Source organism: Aliiroseovarius sp. F20344 (assembly GCF_023016155.1).
Lineage (GTDB): Bacteria > Pseudomonadota > Alphaproteobacteria > Rhodobacterales > Rhodobacteraceae > Aliiroseovarius.
Genome location: NZ_JALKBG010000002.1, coordinates 1 through 14,769, shown reverse-complemented (window position 1 = coordinate 14,769; position 14,769 = coordinate 1). Strand labels below are relative to the sequence as shown.

16 protein-coding genes are annotated in these 14,769 nt (G+C 57.8%); 10 read left to right on the top strand and 6 right to left on the bottom strand.

Translation table 11 applies throughout. From position 1 onward, the window contains the following. Positions 1-1,068, top strand: coding sequence for a hypothetical protein (locus tag MWU55_RS00190; protein WP_348646200.1), 1,068 nt, complete (start codon positions 1-3; stop codon positions 1,066-1,068). Here the strand turns inward: MWU55_RS00190 and MWU55_RS00185 are convergent. The 5 genes from MWU55_RS00185 to MWU55_RS00165 all read right to left on the bottom strand — a co-directional run bounded on the left by MWU55_RS00185 (position 1,065) and on the right by MWU55_RS00165 (position 7,947). After that, the gene (locus MWU55_RS00185; protein WP_246933617.1) at positions 1,065-4,394 is read right to left on the bottom strand and encodes an efflux RND transporter permease subunit; all 3,330 of its coding nucleotides are present in this window, start codon (positions 4,392-4,394) and stop codon (positions 1,065-1,067) included. The genes MWU55_RS00190 and MWU55_RS00185 overlap by 4 nt on opposite strands. A 3-nt stretch (positions 4,395-4,397) precedes the next feature. Further along, positions 4,398-5,855, bottom strand: coding sequence for an HlyD family efflux transporter periplasmic adaptor subunit (locus MWU55_RS00180; RefSeq protein ID WP_246933615.1), 1,458 nt, complete (start codon positions 5,853-5,855; stop codon positions 4,398-4,400). Positions 5,856-5,977: 122 nt separating this feature from the next. Next, positions 5,978-6,526, bottom strand: coding sequence for a molybdenum cofactor biosynthesis protein B (gene moaB, locus MWU55_RS00175; RefSeq protein WP_246933613.1), 549 nt, complete (start codon positions 6,524-6,526; stop codon positions 5,978-5,980). A gap of 48 nt (positions 6,527-6,574) precedes the next feature. Next, positions 6,575-7,135 carry a metallophosphoesterase gene (locus MWU55_RS00170; RefSeq protein ID WP_246933611.1) on the bottom strand — a complete coding sequence of 187 codons (561 nt, stop codon included), beginning with the start codon at positions 7,133-7,135 and terminating at the stop codon, positions 6,575-6,577. Next, positions 7,132-7,947 (bottom strand): uracil-DNA glycosylase, encoded by an 816-nt coding sequence (locus tag MWU55_RS00165; RefSeq protein ID WP_246933609.1) that lies wholly within the window; start codon positions 7,945-7,947, stop codon positions 7,132-7,134. Before MWU55_RS00165 ends, MWU55_RS00170 begins: the two co-directional genes overlap by 4 nt. 115 nt (positions 7,948-8,062) lie before the next feature. Between MWU55_RS00165 and MWU55_RS00160 the strand changes: the two genes are divergently transcribed. Genes MWU55_RS00160 through MWU55_RS00135 form a run of 6 tightly spaced genes read left to right on the top strand, consistent with a single transcriptional unit; the run spans position 8,063 to position 12,336 of the window. Beyond that, entirely contained in the window at positions 8,063-9,025 is a 963-nt protein-coding gene (locus MWU55_RS00160; protein ID WP_246933607.1) for an aspartate carbamoyltransferase catalytic subunit, read from the top strand. Then, positions 9,018-9,482 carry a hypothetical protein gene (locus MWU55_RS00155; protein WP_246933606.1) on the top strand — a complete coding sequence of 155 codons (465 nt, stop codon included), beginning with the start codon at positions 9,018-9,020 and terminating at the stop codon, positions 9,480-9,482. The genes MWU55_RS00160 and MWU55_RS00155 overlap by 8 nt, the downstream gene beginning before the upstream one ends. After that, positions 9,475-10,014, top strand: a complete 540-nt coding sequence (locus MWU55_RS00150; protein ID WP_246933604.1) for an aspartate carbamoyltransferase catalytic subunit — start codon at positions 9,475-9,477, stop codon at positions 10,012-10,014. The genes MWU55_RS00155 and MWU55_RS00150 overlap by 8 nt, the downstream gene beginning before the upstream one ends. Then, a complete protein-coding gene (pyrC, locus tag MWU55_RS00145; protein WP_246933602.1) occupies positions 10,011-11,282 on the top strand; it encodes a dihydroorotase in 1,272 nt (423 codons plus the stop codon). Before MWU55_RS00150 ends, pyrC begins: the two co-directional genes overlap by 4 nt. Further along, positions 11,272-11,892 carry a glycerol-3-phosphate 1-O-acyltransferase PlsY gene (plsY, locus tag MWU55_RS00140; protein WP_246933720.1) on the top strand — a complete coding sequence of 207 codons (621 nt, stop codon included), beginning with the start codon at positions 11,272-11,274 and terminating at the stop codon, positions 11,890-11,892. Before pyrC ends, plsY begins: the two co-directional genes overlap by 11 nt. Before the next feature lie 15 nt (positions 11,893-11,907). Further along, a complete protein-coding gene (locus tag MWU55_RS00135) occupies positions 11,908-12,336 on the top strand; it encodes a DUF805 domain-containing protein (RefSeq protein ID WP_246933600.1) in 429 nt (142 codons plus the stop codon). Here the strand turns inward: MWU55_RS00135 and MWU55_RS00130 are convergent, their stop codons facing one another. Next, entirely contained in the window at positions 12,337-12,594 is a 258-nt protein-coding gene (locus tag MWU55_RS00130) for a DUF167 domain-containing protein (protein WP_246933598.1), read from the bottom strand. A 72-nt stretch (positions 12,595-12,666) separates the two neighbouring features. Between MWU55_RS00130 and MWU55_RS00125 the strand changes: the two genes are divergently transcribed. The 3 genes from MWU55_RS00125 to MWU55_RS00115 form a co-directional block, all read left to right on the top strand. Continuing rightward, positions 12,667-13,779, top strand: a complete 1,113-nt coding sequence (locus tag MWU55_RS00125; protein WP_246933596.1) for a class II histone deacetylase — start codon at positions 12,667-12,669, stop codon at positions 13,777-13,779. 98 nt (positions 13,780-13,877) lie between these two features. After that, the gene (locus tag MWU55_RS00120; RefSeq protein WP_246933594.1) at positions 13,878-14,456 is read left to right on the top strand and encodes a nitroreductase; all 579 of its coding nucleotides are present in this window, start codon (positions 13,878-13,880) and stop codon (positions 14,454-14,456) included. After that, on the top strand, positions 14,453-14,769 hold a 317-nt coding region (locus tag MWU55_RS00115), incomplete at its 3' end, for an EI24 domain-containing protein (RefSeq protein ID WP_246933592.1). The genes MWU55_RS00120 and MWU55_RS00115, both read left to right, overlap by 4 nt.

The window sequence follows — 14,769 nt, the reverse complement described above, 5'->3', positions numbered from 1 at the left end:
GTGTCAGACAAGCCCCAGCACAAGGATGTCAAACCGGGACCCAAAGGCGCTTCGCCGTTGGATTTTCTAAGCGAAGTTCCGTCGCTAAGCACGGCCGAGGTGATCGGTCTGGCATTGTCCTTGGTTTGGGTGGCTGCTTGCGCGATGTTTTTCATCGTGTTGGGCACGGGTCCTACGGATAGTGTATTTGATCCCCTTCGCTTCGTGATGATTGTTGTGGCGATCGCCATGCCGGTTGCGATGATCTGGGTCGCGGTTGCTGCCATGCGCTCGGCACGGATCATGCGGCAGGAAAGCACGCGGCTGAAAGCGGCTATTGATGGGATGCGCACCGCCTATCTGCAACAGCAGCAAGGTGTCAGCGGCAGCGGAGCGCAAGCCTCGAAGGTCGAACAGAAACTGGAAGAGATCGCCAAGGTTTCGCGCCGGACGGAAACCGCGCTGGCAACCTTTGTGTCGATCCGTCCCGGCATGCCCAGCCTGACCAATCCGCACCCGGCCCCAATTGCCCCTGCGCTTGGGGCAGAGGAAGCAGCTAAGGATCAGGACGACCAAACAAAGCTTGAACTAGGCACCCCGGCGGAAGACATGATCCCGCCACTATCGATCGAGGATTTCATCCGCGCGATGCACTTCCCAGAGCACGCCGAAGATGCCGAGGGCTTCCGCGCCCTGCGCCGCGCGCTTGAAGACCGGCAGGTCGCCGGGTTGATCCAGGCTGCGCAAGATATTCTGACCCTGATGTCGCAAGACGGGATCTATATGGATGATTTGCGTCCCGACCGTGCACGTCCCGAGATCTGGCGAAAGTTCGCGGCGGGCGAACGCGGAAAAGGCGTTGCGGCACTTGGTGGCGTGCGTGACCGGTCGTCGCTGGCATTGACCGCTGGGCGTATGCGCAAGGACCCGATCTTCCGTGATACGGCGCACCACTTCTTGCGTCGCTTTGATCAGACCTTCGCGCAATTCGAAAAGAACGCCTCGGATGCGGATCTGGCTGCTATGGCAGATACCCGCACGGCACGTGCTTTCATGCTGCTTGGCCGCGTGACGGGGACGTTCGACTAAGCACGGGTTGCTTTTCTGTTCAATGCCGCGGCTATTGTCATACTGGCGGTGGCGATACCTGCACAAATCAGGACCGCTCGCAAAATGGCGCCGCTGTTGGCCCCCCAAAGCGTGAATGACAATCCAAATGCAATCAGCATCGCGCCCGAAGCCAGTCCGGTCACAAGGACGGCGGGCCGTGCCGTTTTGCGGCTTCGACCGTGCCACAAGCGCCGAAGGGTCGCCACCATCTTTCCGATATCCGTTTGAATTGCGATCAGTGAGGGCACAATCAAAAGCACCAGCACCATCCCGAACCCAAGCCCATAGATCAGCGTTATTACCGTGGGTTTCAGGAACTGCGCCTGGCGGGATTGCTCGTAAAGCAGGGGCATGAGCCCCAATACGGTCGTCATGGTGGTCAACATCACCGCGCGAAGTCGATCTGCCGCGCCTTCGATGATTGCTGGAATGATCCCGCGCTCGCGGGCGTATTCGTCAATCGTCGTGACCAGAACAATTGAATCATTGATGATGATCCCCGTCATTCCGATCAGTCCCACGACCGAGAACATGGAAAGCGGAACGCCCCATTGTACATGGCCGAATATGGCTCCGACCAATCCAAACGGGATGATCGACATCACTACAAGCGGCCGCGTCCAGCTTGAGAAGATCCAGGCGAGCGTCAGGAAGATCCCCAAAAGCACAAGGATCAGACCTGTGCGGGCGTCTTGCAGGAAATCCTTTTGTTGTTCAGCAAGCCCACCAATGCGGTACTCGATCGAGTGGGTTTCTGCGAGTTCAGGCAATATCTCATCTTCGATGGTGCGTTGAATTTCTTCGGCGCGGGCTGGGTCATCCTCGGCCACTTCGCCCGAGACATTGACCATCCGAATTCCATTTTCGCGTTGAACCGTGGCAAACCCAGTGCGCGCCTGGACAGAGACAAGATCGGCAAGGCTGACATATGCCCCGGTCTGCGTTCGTAACTGCATACGCTCCAGAAAATCGGCGGAGCGTTCACCGTCTGGCAGCTCAACCCGGATTTCGGCGGATCGTGTGCCATCGGGATAGGTTGCAGCCTCGACCCCGTTCAGACGATTGCGCAACACGCGGCTCAGATCATCAATTGTGAAGCCCAGCGCTTTGCCCTGCGCAGTCAGATCTAGAACCAGTTCTTCCTTGTCGTAACTCAGGCTGTCTTCAAGCGCGGATACTTCAGGATATTGAATCAGTTGGGTTTTCAGGTCTTCTGCAGCGGCTTTCAAGGACTCGGATGTTGCGCCAAACAGGTCTACATCAAGGCTGTCACCCCCCGGCCCAAACCGGCCACCCCGGAACGAGAGGACCTCGAGCAGAGGGTGGTTTTCGATGTTTTCTTGAAGGGCGGACACCACTTCGAAGGTGGAGTAAGGGCGCAAGTCCGCGTCGATCAACTCGATCACGATTGATCCCAGAAGATCTCCGTCCTTGTTCTCCACACCTGATAATCCGCGCCCGGAATTCCCACCGATTTGCGCCAGCGCATGTTCAACGGGGCTTGCACCGTGTTCTGTTTCGAACTGCGCTGCGGTCTGTTCAACGGCGATTTGCACATTATCCAGCATGGCACGCGTGTCGGCGCGTGCTGCACCCTCGGCCATCGCGAAGTTAGCCGTGATCGTTGAGCGTTCAGGTGCGTTGAAAAAACGGAACGTCAGATCGCCCCGGATGAAGATCGAAGCTTGGCTGGCGAGGATCAGGATTGTCGCCGCTATCACGGGATACCGCGCCTTGATCACCAACGCCATGAAGGGGCGAAACCCTTTGTCGCGCACCCAACGGAACCCCTTGTTCACCTGCCGCGATGGCCAGTCGTACCAGTGTTCCTTTGCAGTGTGCGTCAGCGCGTGCGCCATGTGATGCGGCAGGATGAGGAAGCATTCGATCAGCGATGCAGTTAGCACCACGATCACTGTAAACGGGATGTCAGTGATCAGATCCCCAAATCGTCCCCCGATCGATGTCAGCCCGAAGAAGGCGATAATCGTCGTCAGCGTGGCAGAGAATACGGGCGGAAACATGCGTCTGGCGGCATTTTCAGCAGCTGTGAACGGCTTTTCACCCAACCGTCTTGCCCGGAAGTCGGCATGTTCACCCACCACGATGGCGTCATCAACGACAATCCCCAACGTGATGATCAGCGCGAACAGCGAGATCATGTTGATCGTGATCCCGGCCATATACATCAGGAACACGGCGGTGGTCATCGCCACGGGGATCCCGGCGGCCACCCAAAATGCCGTGCGGGCGTTTAGGAACAGGAACAGCAAAAGCAGTACCAAACCAAGTCCTTGCAACCCGTTTTCGGTCAGCATCTTCAGGCGAGCAGAGATCAGGGCGGATCGTGTGCGCATCAGCTCCATCTCAACCCCTTCGGGGAGGGTTTGAAGCATTTCGGCCCGGACCTCTTCGACGATCTCTTGCAGCTCGATCGCATCCCCTTTGGCCGAGCGTGAGACATTCAAAGCCATCGCAGGATTGTCGCCCACGAAGTACGACCGGTTGCGGTTCACACCTTCGACGCGGACGGATGCCACGTCCCCGATGGTCAGGTTCGATCCGTCTGGATTGGCACGCAAAACAAGTGATGCGATGTCATCCGGGCTACGCTTTGGGTCGCCCGTGCGCACCCGGGCTGCGCCGGATGATACGTTGCCCGCAGGGTTCGCAGTGACTTCGCCCGCGATCACCTCGGCGATCTGTGCCATGGTTACATCGTTTTCGATCAGTGAAAGCGAGGTGACTTCGACCACGGTGCGCGGTGCGGCAAACCCGCGAATTGTTGTGCGCGTTACACCGCGTTCAAAAAGGCGGATCACCATTTCATCGGCGAAGCGCCCAAGCTGTTCAATGGCAACGGGACCCGAGATCACCACATCCGTAACACTGTCGCGCCACGCGCCGCGACGGACTTGCGGCGTGTCAGCATCCTCTGGCAGGTCCGAAATCTCGTCCACCGCGACCTGAATGTCATCGGCGGCCTGATTGACGTCCCATCCGGGTTCAAACTCCATATCAATTCGAGCTCGCCCTTCAAACGCGCGCGAGCTGACGCTGGATACGCCATCTACAGCCAGAAGCGCGGGCTCCATCACCTGTACGATGGCGGTGTCCACGTCTTCAGCGCCGGCACCTTGCCAGTTGGTCGATACCGTGACGCTTTCGACAATGACATCCGGAAAAAACTGCGCCCGCATTTGCGGATAGCTGGCAATGCCAAGTGCCACCAGAATAACAAGTAGCAGGTTCGCCACCGTGGCATGGCGGGTAAAATAGGACAGAATGCCGTTTGCAGATTTCATGGGTCAGTTCCCCATGCGCTTTTCAAGCCGCGCGAGCGTATCTGCAGGCAGCTCACCATCTTCCAGTTGCCGCAGAATGCGATCGCGGGCGCTTTCCGGCATCCGCTCGTTGCTTTCCACAAAGCTTTTCAGAACGGCGATACGGGCAGGGTCCAGTGCAACCATCTCGGGCTTGGCCTCGGGCGCAAGCTTGCCATCGCGCACCGGGCGCACGCGAATGCCTTCGCCCAGAACAGGACTGCGCTTGGTGATCGCTTCACGCCCGTCCAGCCCGGTGGCGCGCACCAGAACATCGTCGCCTTGCCTGCGCAAAATTGTGACCTGCGCGCTTTCCAAGCGATCCTCGTTGCCTAACAGAAGGATTTTGCCCGATGAATCCAGCGCAGTTGCTGGAAGTCGTACAGCTTGATCCAGCGGTGGTTCGGACAACTCGACAGTCACAAAATCACCGGGACGGAAACCGGGTGTCGCATCCAGATTGGCAAACAGCATTCGGCCTGTTTGCCCTTCGCCCACATCAGCATTTTCCCGGTCCACTCGTCCGGTGGCAGTCAGATCGACGCCCGTTGCCTCAAGTCGGATCGCAACAGGCAGGTTGGCTAAGTTTCCGTTGTCTGAAAGCAAGCGCGCATATTGCGCAGTCGAGACGCGAAACCCAACCTCGAGTTTTGTCGGATCAACCAAACGTCCAAGCTTTTCGTTTGGGGTAACAAGGCCCCCGCGCAGGATTGTAACGTCGGTCAATGTGCCAGCGAACTCTGCGCGGATTTCCGTTTCGTTTAGGCGGCGCTGGGCCTCGGCCAATGCGATTTCTGAGCGGGATAGACCGGCATCGGAATTGGCAACGCGGGCTTCAGCCGTGATGACTGCTTGACGTTTGCCCAATACAGCCTGAGCGGCTGAACTCGCCGCGAGAGCCGCGTTTTCCACGGCGGCTTCGGTGCCGACACGACGACTTACCAAGTCGTTTTGCCGTTCCAACGCAGCGTCGCGCAAGGCGGCCTGACGCTTGGCATTTTCCAGATCATCACGCGCCAGTTCTAATGCGGCGCGAGCGTCACGAAGCTCTGCCTTGGCCTGTGCCAGATCAGTTTGCGCCAGATCTTTGGCCGCTTGGTAATCAGTTGGATCGATGCGCAGCAACAGAGCACCTTGTTCGACCTCACCTCCGTTTACAAAGGCGTCTGACATTTCAACGACGGTTCCGCTCGCGCGGGCGCGGATGTCCAATGCACGGCGTGCCTCGAGCTCACCAAAAGATGATAGTATCGGCGTGATGGTTGACGGCGTAAGGGTTACGACATTGGCGGAAAAGACCCGTTCCCGCCCAGATGGCGCCGCACCGTCGCGTTCAGCACGGGCTTGAAAAGCCGATCTTACCGTCAAGGCAGCCATCGCCAGCAGTCCGATTGTCGCCGCCAGCAGGAATAGCCCAATCAGGCTGCGTCCTAGAAATCGCATGTGTCGCTCCGTATCTTCCGCCGTCATCCTGAACTGCACCATCCGCTTGGGCAAGCGGCGTGTGGTCACAGTTTCGATAAACGAGGTCTACATGATCCATACGGATCAAACGGATGGGCGGTTCACTTCCGTCGCTTGTGTTCGTCCAATCGCGGAAAAATCTCGACAAAATTGCAGGGGTGGTGACGATAATCGAGTTGATGGACAAGAATCTCGTCCCAGGCGTCCTTACACGCCCCTGGGCTGCCGGGCAGGGCGAAGAAATAGGTGCCATTGGCAACGCCACCTGTCGCGCGGCTTTGCACTGCCGATGTGCCGATCTTTTTCATTGAAACGATGGTGAAAACGGTCCCGAAAGCCTCGATTTCCTTTTCATAGACGTCGCGATGCGCCTCGACCGAGACATCGCGGCCGGTCAGCCCAGTCCCGCCGGTCGAGATCACAACGTCAATCTCAGGATCCAGTGACCACGCGCGCAACTGATCCGCAATCTCGCCGCGTTCGTCACGGATGATCTTGCGGTCGGCCAGCAGATGCCCAGCGTCTTCAAGCCGCTTGACCAATGTGTCGCCCGAGCGATCCTCGTCCATCGAGCGGCTGTCTGAAACGGTCAGAACTGCGATGCGGGTGGGAATGAAATCGCGTTTGTTGTCTGCGGGAATATGGGACACGTTAAGCCCTTTCTAGTGTGATCCAGTTCGGGACTGGGCCAAGGTTCATCACCTGTGTTTTGCCGATATGGCCGGTTTCCCCCCAAGCGTCATGCACATGACCACATAGAAGATACTGTGGTGCCAATCGGATGGCCGCGTCGCGGATCGCAGTTGATCCCAATGCTCCCAAGTCCTTGTGGTGATCTGCAATACCTTTGGAGGGGAGTGTGAAATCAGGATATCTGCATGTGTGATCGGAGCCAGCAAATCGGCGGCTTCAGCTTCGGTCAGGTCATAGGACTGCCAAGGTAGAGGTGGGAGCGGCGGGACCGCAGCCCCGATCCCCGCGATGATTACGCCGTCAACCTCGACACATTCGCCATGCAATACCTGAATTCCGGTCCCAGAAACGGCGTCTCGCAGCTCGGCATCGCTTTCGTTGTTTCCTGAGGTGAAGATCGCGCGCGCGCCCCAATCGGCGAACTGCGTAACATATTCCGTCAACCCACCGCGCCGCTGCGCGAAATCACCCACGCCTAAAATCAGGTCTGCATCCTTGGCGGCAGTCAAAAGAGTGTTGGCCGCTTTCTGGCTGAGATGTGGGTCAGAGAACGCCAGTATTTTCATGTACCACTACTCAGCTTGGCCTGAATCTCTAACAAATCCGCCCAAGCCTCGCGTTTGGCGGCGGGGTTTCGCAGAAGATAGGCCGGGTGGAACATCGGCATGATGGGCTTGCCCCACGCCTCGTCCCAATGGCCGCGCATTCGGGTGATGCCGCGTTTGCCCAGCACGGCCTGACAAGGCGTATTGCCCATAAGCACAATCACTTCGGGCGCGACCAGTTGCACATGGCGCTCAAGGAACGGGACCATCATTGCCATCTCGGCGGGTTCCGGGTCGCGATTTTGCGGCGGACGCCATGGCATAACGTTGGTGATGTAGATCGCATCTTTTGAAAGTGGCACGTCACGTCCCATGCCGATGGCTGTGAACATCTTGTCCAAAAGCTGCCCTGCGCGACCAACAAAGGGCTTGCCTTCAATATCCTCGTCACGGCCCGGCGCCTCGCCGATGATCATCACACGGGCTGCGGGGTTTCCGTCTGAAATAACCGTGTTTCGCGCGCCTTTCTTCAGCTCACAGCCGTCGAACGCTTTCATGGCGGCCTTCAATCCGTCCAGATCTTGCGCGCCTGCCGCGGCCTGTTTGGCCAGTGCAACATAGTCGATGCTGGGGGCTGCAGGTGGTGGCGTTGGTGCGGTCCGCTTGGGCAGATCGACCGGAGTGGATTTCTGGGCTTCAGGCGCGGGTTTCGGCTCGGACGGTGCCAATGCATAGCGGTCGACAGGCGTATCCCCGATCGCATCAACTGCGCCCAGTTCCACATGCCATTCCAGAAGCGCTTTTGCGCTGTGCCAGTCTTGTGCCGATTCCATGCCCCGCAGCCTATGCGCGGCTGCACAGAAGGTAAACGCCCCTGACGCCACAGAGGGGATAGACGAAACACCCGCCCGACCCTATAAGCGCTGAGAACCAAGGACGGGGGCCCGTATGACATTCCGCCAACGCCATCTTCTGGGGATCGAACCGCTTCACCCCGAAGAGATTAAATCCGTTCTGGACCTTGCTGACAGCTATGTGGATTTGAACCGATCTGCTCAGAAACGCTCTGACGCGCTTGCTGGGCTTACCCAGATCAATATGTTTTTCGAAAACTCCACCCGTACGCAGGCCTCGTTTGAGATTGCCGGTAAGCGTCTGGGCGCGGATGTGATGAACATGGCGATGCAGGCATCGTCCATCAAAAAGGGTGAGACGCTGATTGATACGGCGCTGACGCTGAACGCCATGCATCCGGACCTTCTGGTTGTGCGCCACCCGCACTCGGGTGCTGTGAACTTGCTGGCTGAAAAGGTGAACTGCGCCGTGCTGAACGCGGGCGACGGCAAACATGAACACCCCACACAGGCGCTTTTGGATGCACTAACCATCCGTCGCGAGAAGGGGCGCTTGCATCGCCTAACCGTGGCGATTTGCGGCGACATTGCCCATAGCCGTGTCGCGCGCTCGAACCTGATGCTTCTGGGCAAAATGGAAAACCGCGTGCGTCTTGTTGGCCCACCCACCCTGATGCCCAGCCAGATCGACCAGTTCGGGGTCGAGGTCTATGACGACATGGAAGAGGGCCTGAAGGACGCCGACGTCGTCATGATGCTGCGCCTTCAACGCGAGCGGATGGACGGTGGCTTTATCCCGTCGGAACGCGAATACTATCATCGGTATGGTTTGGACGCCGAGAAACTGGCGCATGCCAAGGGCGATGCCATCGTCATGCACCCCGGCCCGATGAACCGCGGGGTCGAGATCGACGGAACGATTGCCGACGACATCAACCGATCCGTCATTCAGGAACAGGTCGAGATGGGCGTCGCTGTGCGCATGGCTGCGATGGACTTACTGGCACGCAACTTGAAAGCGGAGCGGGCCGAAAAGACTGAGGGCGTCTATGTCTGAGCAAGAGTTCGAGCTGGAACCCCGTTTGGAAAACCAGACTGGCCCCGTGCTCGAGCCGGGCGAAAATCTGATCGAGAGCTTCTCGGGCAACCTGTCGACTTATGTGAAAGAGCATGTGTTGCTGGCGGCGCTCGGCTCGGTGCTTATGTCGGGCGTCCTTATGTACACGGGCAATCCGCACTCTTGGGCGGGTGTTGTTGGCGCAGTGGCAGCTATCGCTGTGCGCGGACTTTATGTTGCCAGGGAACAGCTTGGTTTCACATGGCACCTGACCAACCGCCGCTTGATAGGCCCCGGCAACCGTACCATCCTGCTTACGTCCATCGACAAGGTGAATGTCATTTTCACCGCAGCGCAGGTCGTGACACTGTCGGGCGAAAAATACATGCTGAAATATCAGGCCGACGCCAAAGCGACGCAGGCCGCGATTGTCAAAGTAAAGGGTGGGGATGTCTGAAACGTTACGGGAATTGGGCTGGACAAGTTACCTGGATGACGGGGAAAAGATTATTTGGCAGGGACGTCCAGATCAGGCGTTTCACTTTCAGGTCAATGGGTTTGCACGTCTCGGGTCAGCGGTCTTTGTTACGTTGTTTTCGCTTTTCTGGATGACGATGGCGTCGCGCGGAGGCGGTGTTTTTTGGATGTTTGGGTTGATCATTTTCGCTGGTGGAGTCTGGCAACTGATAAATGTCGTTTACGGGCCAACATTCAAACGCCGACATAGTTGGTACACGCTTACAAATCGGCGCGCATTTATTGCGACTGAGCAACCTATTGTTGGTCGAAAGCTTCAAAGCTATCCGCTAACCCCAGAAACGATGCTGGATTATCATGCTGGTGAACTGGCATCAGTTTATTTTGCCGAGAAGGTAAAGCGCACTCAGAATGGCTCCTATACAATACCCATTGGTTTTGAACGTATTGTTTCAGGCGACGAAGTCTTCCGCTTGATGCGCGAAGTGCAATCCAAAGGACAGGCAACATGACCACCACTTTCATCAACGCCCGCCTGATCGACCCGGAAACCGGGACGGATACGCTTGGAAGTCTGACCATCGAGGGCGGGTTGATCACCGGCGTGAATACTGGCGAGGTTGGCGACGTCATCGACTGCGGTGGGAAATGCCTGGCCCCCGGCATTGTCGATATCGGTGTGAAGATCGGTGAGCCGGGCGAGCGTCACAAGGAAAGCTTCCGCACGGCTGGGATGGCGGCTGCTGCGGGCGGCGTGACAACGATGGTTATTCGCCCAGACACAACGCCAGCCGTGGACACGCCTGAAACGCTGGCCTTTGTCACCCGCCGCGCGGGGCAAGTGGCCCCGGTGAATGTTCATTCTATGGGGGCATTGACCAAGGAACGCGCTGGGCGCGAAATGGTCGAGATGGGCTTTATGATGGATGCGGGTGCAGTTGCTTTCACCGATTGTGACCACGTGGTGACCGACAACAAAGTGTATTCCCGTGCCATGACCTATGCACGCTCACTGGGGGCTTTGATCATAGGCCATCCGCAAGACCCTCAACTGTCGAAAGGGGCGGCTGTGACTTCGGGTAAGTTTGCGTCGCTGCGCGGTTTGCCCGCTGTTAGCCCTCAGGCAGAGCGCATGGGGTTGGAGCGTGACCTTGCCTTGGTCGAAATGACGGGTGTGGCCTATCACGCCGACAACCTGTCGACGGCGAAATCTCTGCCGGCTTTGGAGCGAGCGAAAGAGGCAGGGCTCGACGTCAGCGCCGGGGTGAATATCCACCACCTGACGCTGAACGAATTTGACGTGGGCGACTACCGCACCTTCTTCAAGGTGAAGCCGCCGCTACGATCCGAAGACGACCGGTTGGCCATGGCCGAGGCTGTGGCCTCTGGCCTTATCGACATCATTTCATCCATGCACACTCCGCAGGATGAGGAAAGCAAACGCCTGCCGTTCGAAGAAGCTGCATCCGGTGCGGTGGCGTTAGAAACACTGCTGCCCGCCGCCATGCGTTTGGTGCATGCAGGTCTGATCGATCTTCCGACATTGTGGCGGGCGCTGTCTTTGAACCCGGCCCGTCGTTTTGGTTTGCCGGGCGGAGAGCTTTCGCAAGGCGCCCCGGCCGATTTGGTCCTGTTTGATCCCGACGCTCCTTTCGTACTGGACCGGTTCCTGTTGAACTCCAAATCCAAGAACACGCCGTTCGATGGCACGCGGATGGAAGGCAAGGTTCTGGGCACTTGGGTCGCCGGGGAACGTGTTTTCGGAGGCGATGATGCCTGAGCTTCTGACCTCTCTTCCCGTTCTCGCGTTGGTGGCTGTCGCCGGCTATCTGCTGGGATCTATCCCTTTCGGTATCGTCATGGCGCGGCTCTTTGGTCTGGGTGACCTGCGCCAGATCGGGTCAGGTAATATTGGCGCAACCAATGTCCTGCGCACTGGCAACAAACTGGCAGCATTTCTGACCCTGATCGGAGATGCGGGTAAGGGCGGAGCAGCCGTCCTGCTGGCCCGCGCAATGTTTGCCGAGGACGCAGCCCAACTGGCAGGTTTTGCGGCCTTCCTTGGCCATTGCTTCCCAGTATTTCTTGGCTTCAAAGGCGGCAAAGGCGTCGCCACATGGCTGGGCACAATGCTGGCCTTGGCCTTCCCGTTAGGGCTTGCGGCTTGTGCCACTTGGCTTGTCACAGCGCTTGTGTTCCGCATTTCTTCTTTGGCTGCATTGGTTGCTGCTGCTTTGTCGCCAGTGATTGCTCTGTTTTTGGGATGGAACAGTTTGGTTCTTATCTCGGTTGCACTGGCGGTCTTGATTTTCTACCGGCATCGCGCAAACATCGCGCGCATCAAATCGGGCGAAGAGCCACGCATAGGGCGCAAGCAAAGCCAAGAATAGCAAGGATCAGTTCCAATGGATTTTCAAACCGCAGTCAGAACGTGTTTCCAGAAATACGTTACCTTTTCCGGCCGTGCCGCACGCAGTGAATACTGGTGGTACACTCTTTTCATCATCATTGCGTCGATCGTGCTTGGGTTAATTGACGGCGTGGTCTTTGGTTGGGGTGAGCTTTTCTCGCCGCTCAGCGATCTGTTCTCGCTGGCAACTCTACTGCCCAGTCTGGCCGTTACTTCGCGCCGCCTGCACGACTACGACAAGTCCGCGTGGTGGATGCTTTTGATCCTTATTCCGATCATCGGTTGGATCGTCCTGATCTATTGGATGTGTCAGAAGGGTACCGATGGGCCGAACCAGTATGGCAACGATCCGCTGGGTGGCGTGATCGACCATCATGATGACGGTGACTACGCAACATCGTCCATCCCGCCTTCGGGTAGCTGATCAACCTTTGATCTGAAACACCTTATCTTTTGAAGTCGCGCCTTGGATCAGTTCAAGGCGCGATTTTGCAATTCCAAGGGCGCTGGCCAGAAGTTTCTGCACGGCCTTGTTGGCTTTCCCATCTTCAGGCATGGCTGTCGTCGCCACTCGTATCTGTCCATCACGCAATGCGACCTCGTTCCGCGACGCCTTCGGTGTCACCCGCACCGCGATCCGTGCACCATCTTGCGCAAGATGTGAGAGTTCATCCTTCTTCATTCGATCAGAGTGCCGCGCTGGGCTGGACGACGCAAGGTTCCTGGGTCACTGTGCAGAAAACAGGAGGTTGGCATGCGCAGAACGGGTTTTTTCTGGGACGAGAAGTGCTTTTGGCATTCGGGTGGCAACTATGCTGGCAACCTGCCAGTTGGCGGGTTGGTACAGCCCTTGGCCGCGGGCGGATTGCCGGAAAACCCTGAAACCAAGCGACGGTTGAAAAACCTGATGGATGTAACCGGTCTGACCCGGTCGCTAGAGGCACGAAGCGCCACTGAGGCAACGTTTGAGACGCTGTCTTTGGTGCATCCCGCATCCTTCCTGAAAGAATTTAAAGCCACGTCAGATGCTGGGGGCGGCGAACTGGGGCTGCGCACGCCATTTGGTCAAGGTGGGTACGAGATCGCCGCGCTGTCCACGGGCCTGTCTGTGGCGGCGCTGGAAGCTGTTTTGCGCGGCGAGGTCGACAATGCCTATGCGCTGTCACGCCCGCCGGGGCACCATTGCCTTCCCGATTTTCCCAATGGGTTTTGTTTGTTGGCAAATTTGGCGATTGCGATCCGATCCGCACAAACCAAGGGGTTGGCTAAGCGTTTCGTGGTGCTGGATTGGGATGTGCATCACGGCAATGGGACCGAAGCCGTGTTTATCGAAGATCCAGACGTTCTGACCATCTCGATCCATCAGGAACGCAACTATCCGATGGATTCGGGCGACTCTGATGTACGCGGCGAGGGGGCCGGGCAGGGCGCGAATATGAATATTCCTCTGCCACCGGGTGGTGGGCATGCAACATATCTTGAAGCGATGGAGCGGTTGGTTATTCCTGCGATCAGCGCCTTTGAGCCAGAAGTTATCGTGATCGCCAATGGCTATGACGCGGCAGTGATTGATCCTCTGTCGTGCATGTTGGCCACGGCAGATACGTTCCGTCATATGACCCGCATGGTCATGGCGCTGGCGGATGAGCTGTGTGACGGGCGTCTGATGATGGCGCATGAAGGCGGCTATTCCGAAGTCTATGTCCCCTTCTGTGGCCACGCAGTACTGGAAGAGATGTCGGGCGCTGATATCCATGCGCCAGATCCCTTGGCCGAGACATTTGTCGCCCGTCAACCAAGCGCGAAGGCACAGGCATTCTTCTCGGATCATCTGGGCGAGATGTCAGATTTCTTTAATGTAAAGTGACTTAACATCTTGACGAGGCCGCCCGCAAACCCGACATAAGCCTCAGCCAGCCGCGGGTGTGCGGCCAAGCAAGATTTGCTTTGACCAAAGGACAAGACATGCCTGACCGCAACCAAGCCGCTCTGAATTTTCTGCTGACCCGCCGATCCCGCCCGGCCAAAACACTGACCAGTCCCGGCCCGGATCGCGACACTGTGCACACCATCCTGACCGCAGCGGCCCGCACGCCCGATCACGGCAAGCTTGAGCCATGGCGCTTTGTTGTGCTGTCTGGGACCGCAATGGCGCGCGCGCATGATCTTGTGGCGAAACGCGGTGCAGCGCTGGGCCATGACGCCGCCAAGATCGAGAAAGAGCAATTGGCCTACGCCCGCAGCCCCATGGCTGTTGTGGTGGTTGAAAGCCCGATTGCCTCGGAAAAAGTGCCCGCGATCGAACAGACCTATTCCGCAGGGGCCGTTTGCCTTGCGCTTTTGAACGCGGCGCTGGCATCCGGCTGGGGGGCGAATTGGCTGTCTGGCTGGGCCAGCTTTGACGCGGATTTCACCCGCGACGCCTTCGGGCTGGCAAGCCATGAAAGCGTTGCAGGGATCATTCATATAGGCACCGAAACAACCGCCCCACCCGAGCGTCCGCGCCCGGATTTGGACGCAAAAACCACTTGGATCGAGACATGATGTTTGACGATTTCTTCCGCGCGCTGGGTCAGCTAAGTGACCCGCGCTTTCGCAATGTGCTGCTGAAGGGACTTGGCCTAACGGTCGGCTTGTTGGTGGCGGTGACTTTCGGCATGACATGGCTGGTTGGTTTTCTGGTGCCTGACACGTTGTCGTTGCCCTTTATCGGCGAGGTGAACTGGATCGAGGGGCTGGCGCTTTGGGCATCCATCCTGCTGATGATCGTCTTGTCAGTTGTTCTGATGGTGCCCGTAGCGGGTGCGTTTACAGGCTTGTTTCTGGACGAGGTCGCCGACGCGGTCGAGGCCAAGCA

What these genes read in the sequence shown, in the direction of transcription:
- MWU55_RS00185 (WP_246933617.1), bottom strand. Translation starts at nt 4,394, where the DNA reads ATGAAATCTGCAAACGGCATTCTGTCCTATTTTACCCGCCATGCCACG.
- MWU55_RS00180 (WP_246933615.1), bottom strand. Translation starts at nt 5,855, where the DNA reads ATGCGATTTCTAGGACGCAGCCTGATTGGGCTATTCCTGCTGGCGGCG.
- MWU55_RS00170 (WP_246933611.1), bottom strand. Translation starts at nt 7,135, where the DNA reads ATGAAAATACTGGCGTTCTCTGACCCACATCTCAGCCAGAAAGCGGCC.
- MWU55_RS00165 (WP_246933609.1), bottom strand. Translation starts at nt 7,947, where the DNA reads ATGGAATCGGCACAAGACTGGCACAGCGCAAAAGCGCTTCTGGAATGG.
- MWU55_RS00160 (WP_246933607.1), top strand. Translation starts at nt 8,063, where the DNA reads ATGACATTCCGCCAACGCCATCTTCTGGGGATCGAACCGCTTCACCCC.
- MWU55_RS00155 (WP_246933606.1), top strand. Translation starts at nt 9,018, where the DNA reads ATGTCTGAGCAAGAGTTCGAGCTGGAACCCCGTTTGGAAAACCAGACT.
- MWU55_RS00150 (WP_246933604.1), top strand. Translation starts at nt 9,475, where the DNA reads ATGTCTGAAACGTTACGGGAATTGGGCTGGACAAGTTACCTGGATGAC.
- pyrC (WP_246933602.1), top strand. Translation starts at nt 10,011, where the DNA reads ATGACCACCACTTTCATCAACGCCCGCCTGATCGACCCGGAAACCGGG.
- plsY (WP_246933720.1), top strand. Translation starts at nt 11,272, where the DNA reads ATGATGCCTGAGCTTCTGACCTCTCTTCCCGTTCTCGCGTTGGTGGCT.
- MWU55_RS00135 (WP_246933600.1), top strand. Translation starts at nt 11,908, where the DNA reads ATGGATTTTCAAACCGCAGTCAGAACGTGTTTCCAGAAATACGTTACC.
- MWU55_RS00130 (WP_246933598.1), bottom strand. Translation starts at nt 12,594, where the DNA reads ATGAAGAAGGATGAACTCTCACATCTTGCGCAAGATGGTGCACGGATC.
- MWU55_RS00125 (WP_246933596.1), top strand. Translation starts at nt 12,667, where the DNA reads ATGCGCAGAACGGGTTTTTTCTGGGACGAGAAGTGCTTTTGGCATTCG.
- MWU55_RS00120 (WP_246933594.1), top strand. Translation starts at nt 13,878, where the DNA reads ATGCCTGACCGCAACCAAGCCGCTCTGAATTTTCTGCTGACCCGCCGA.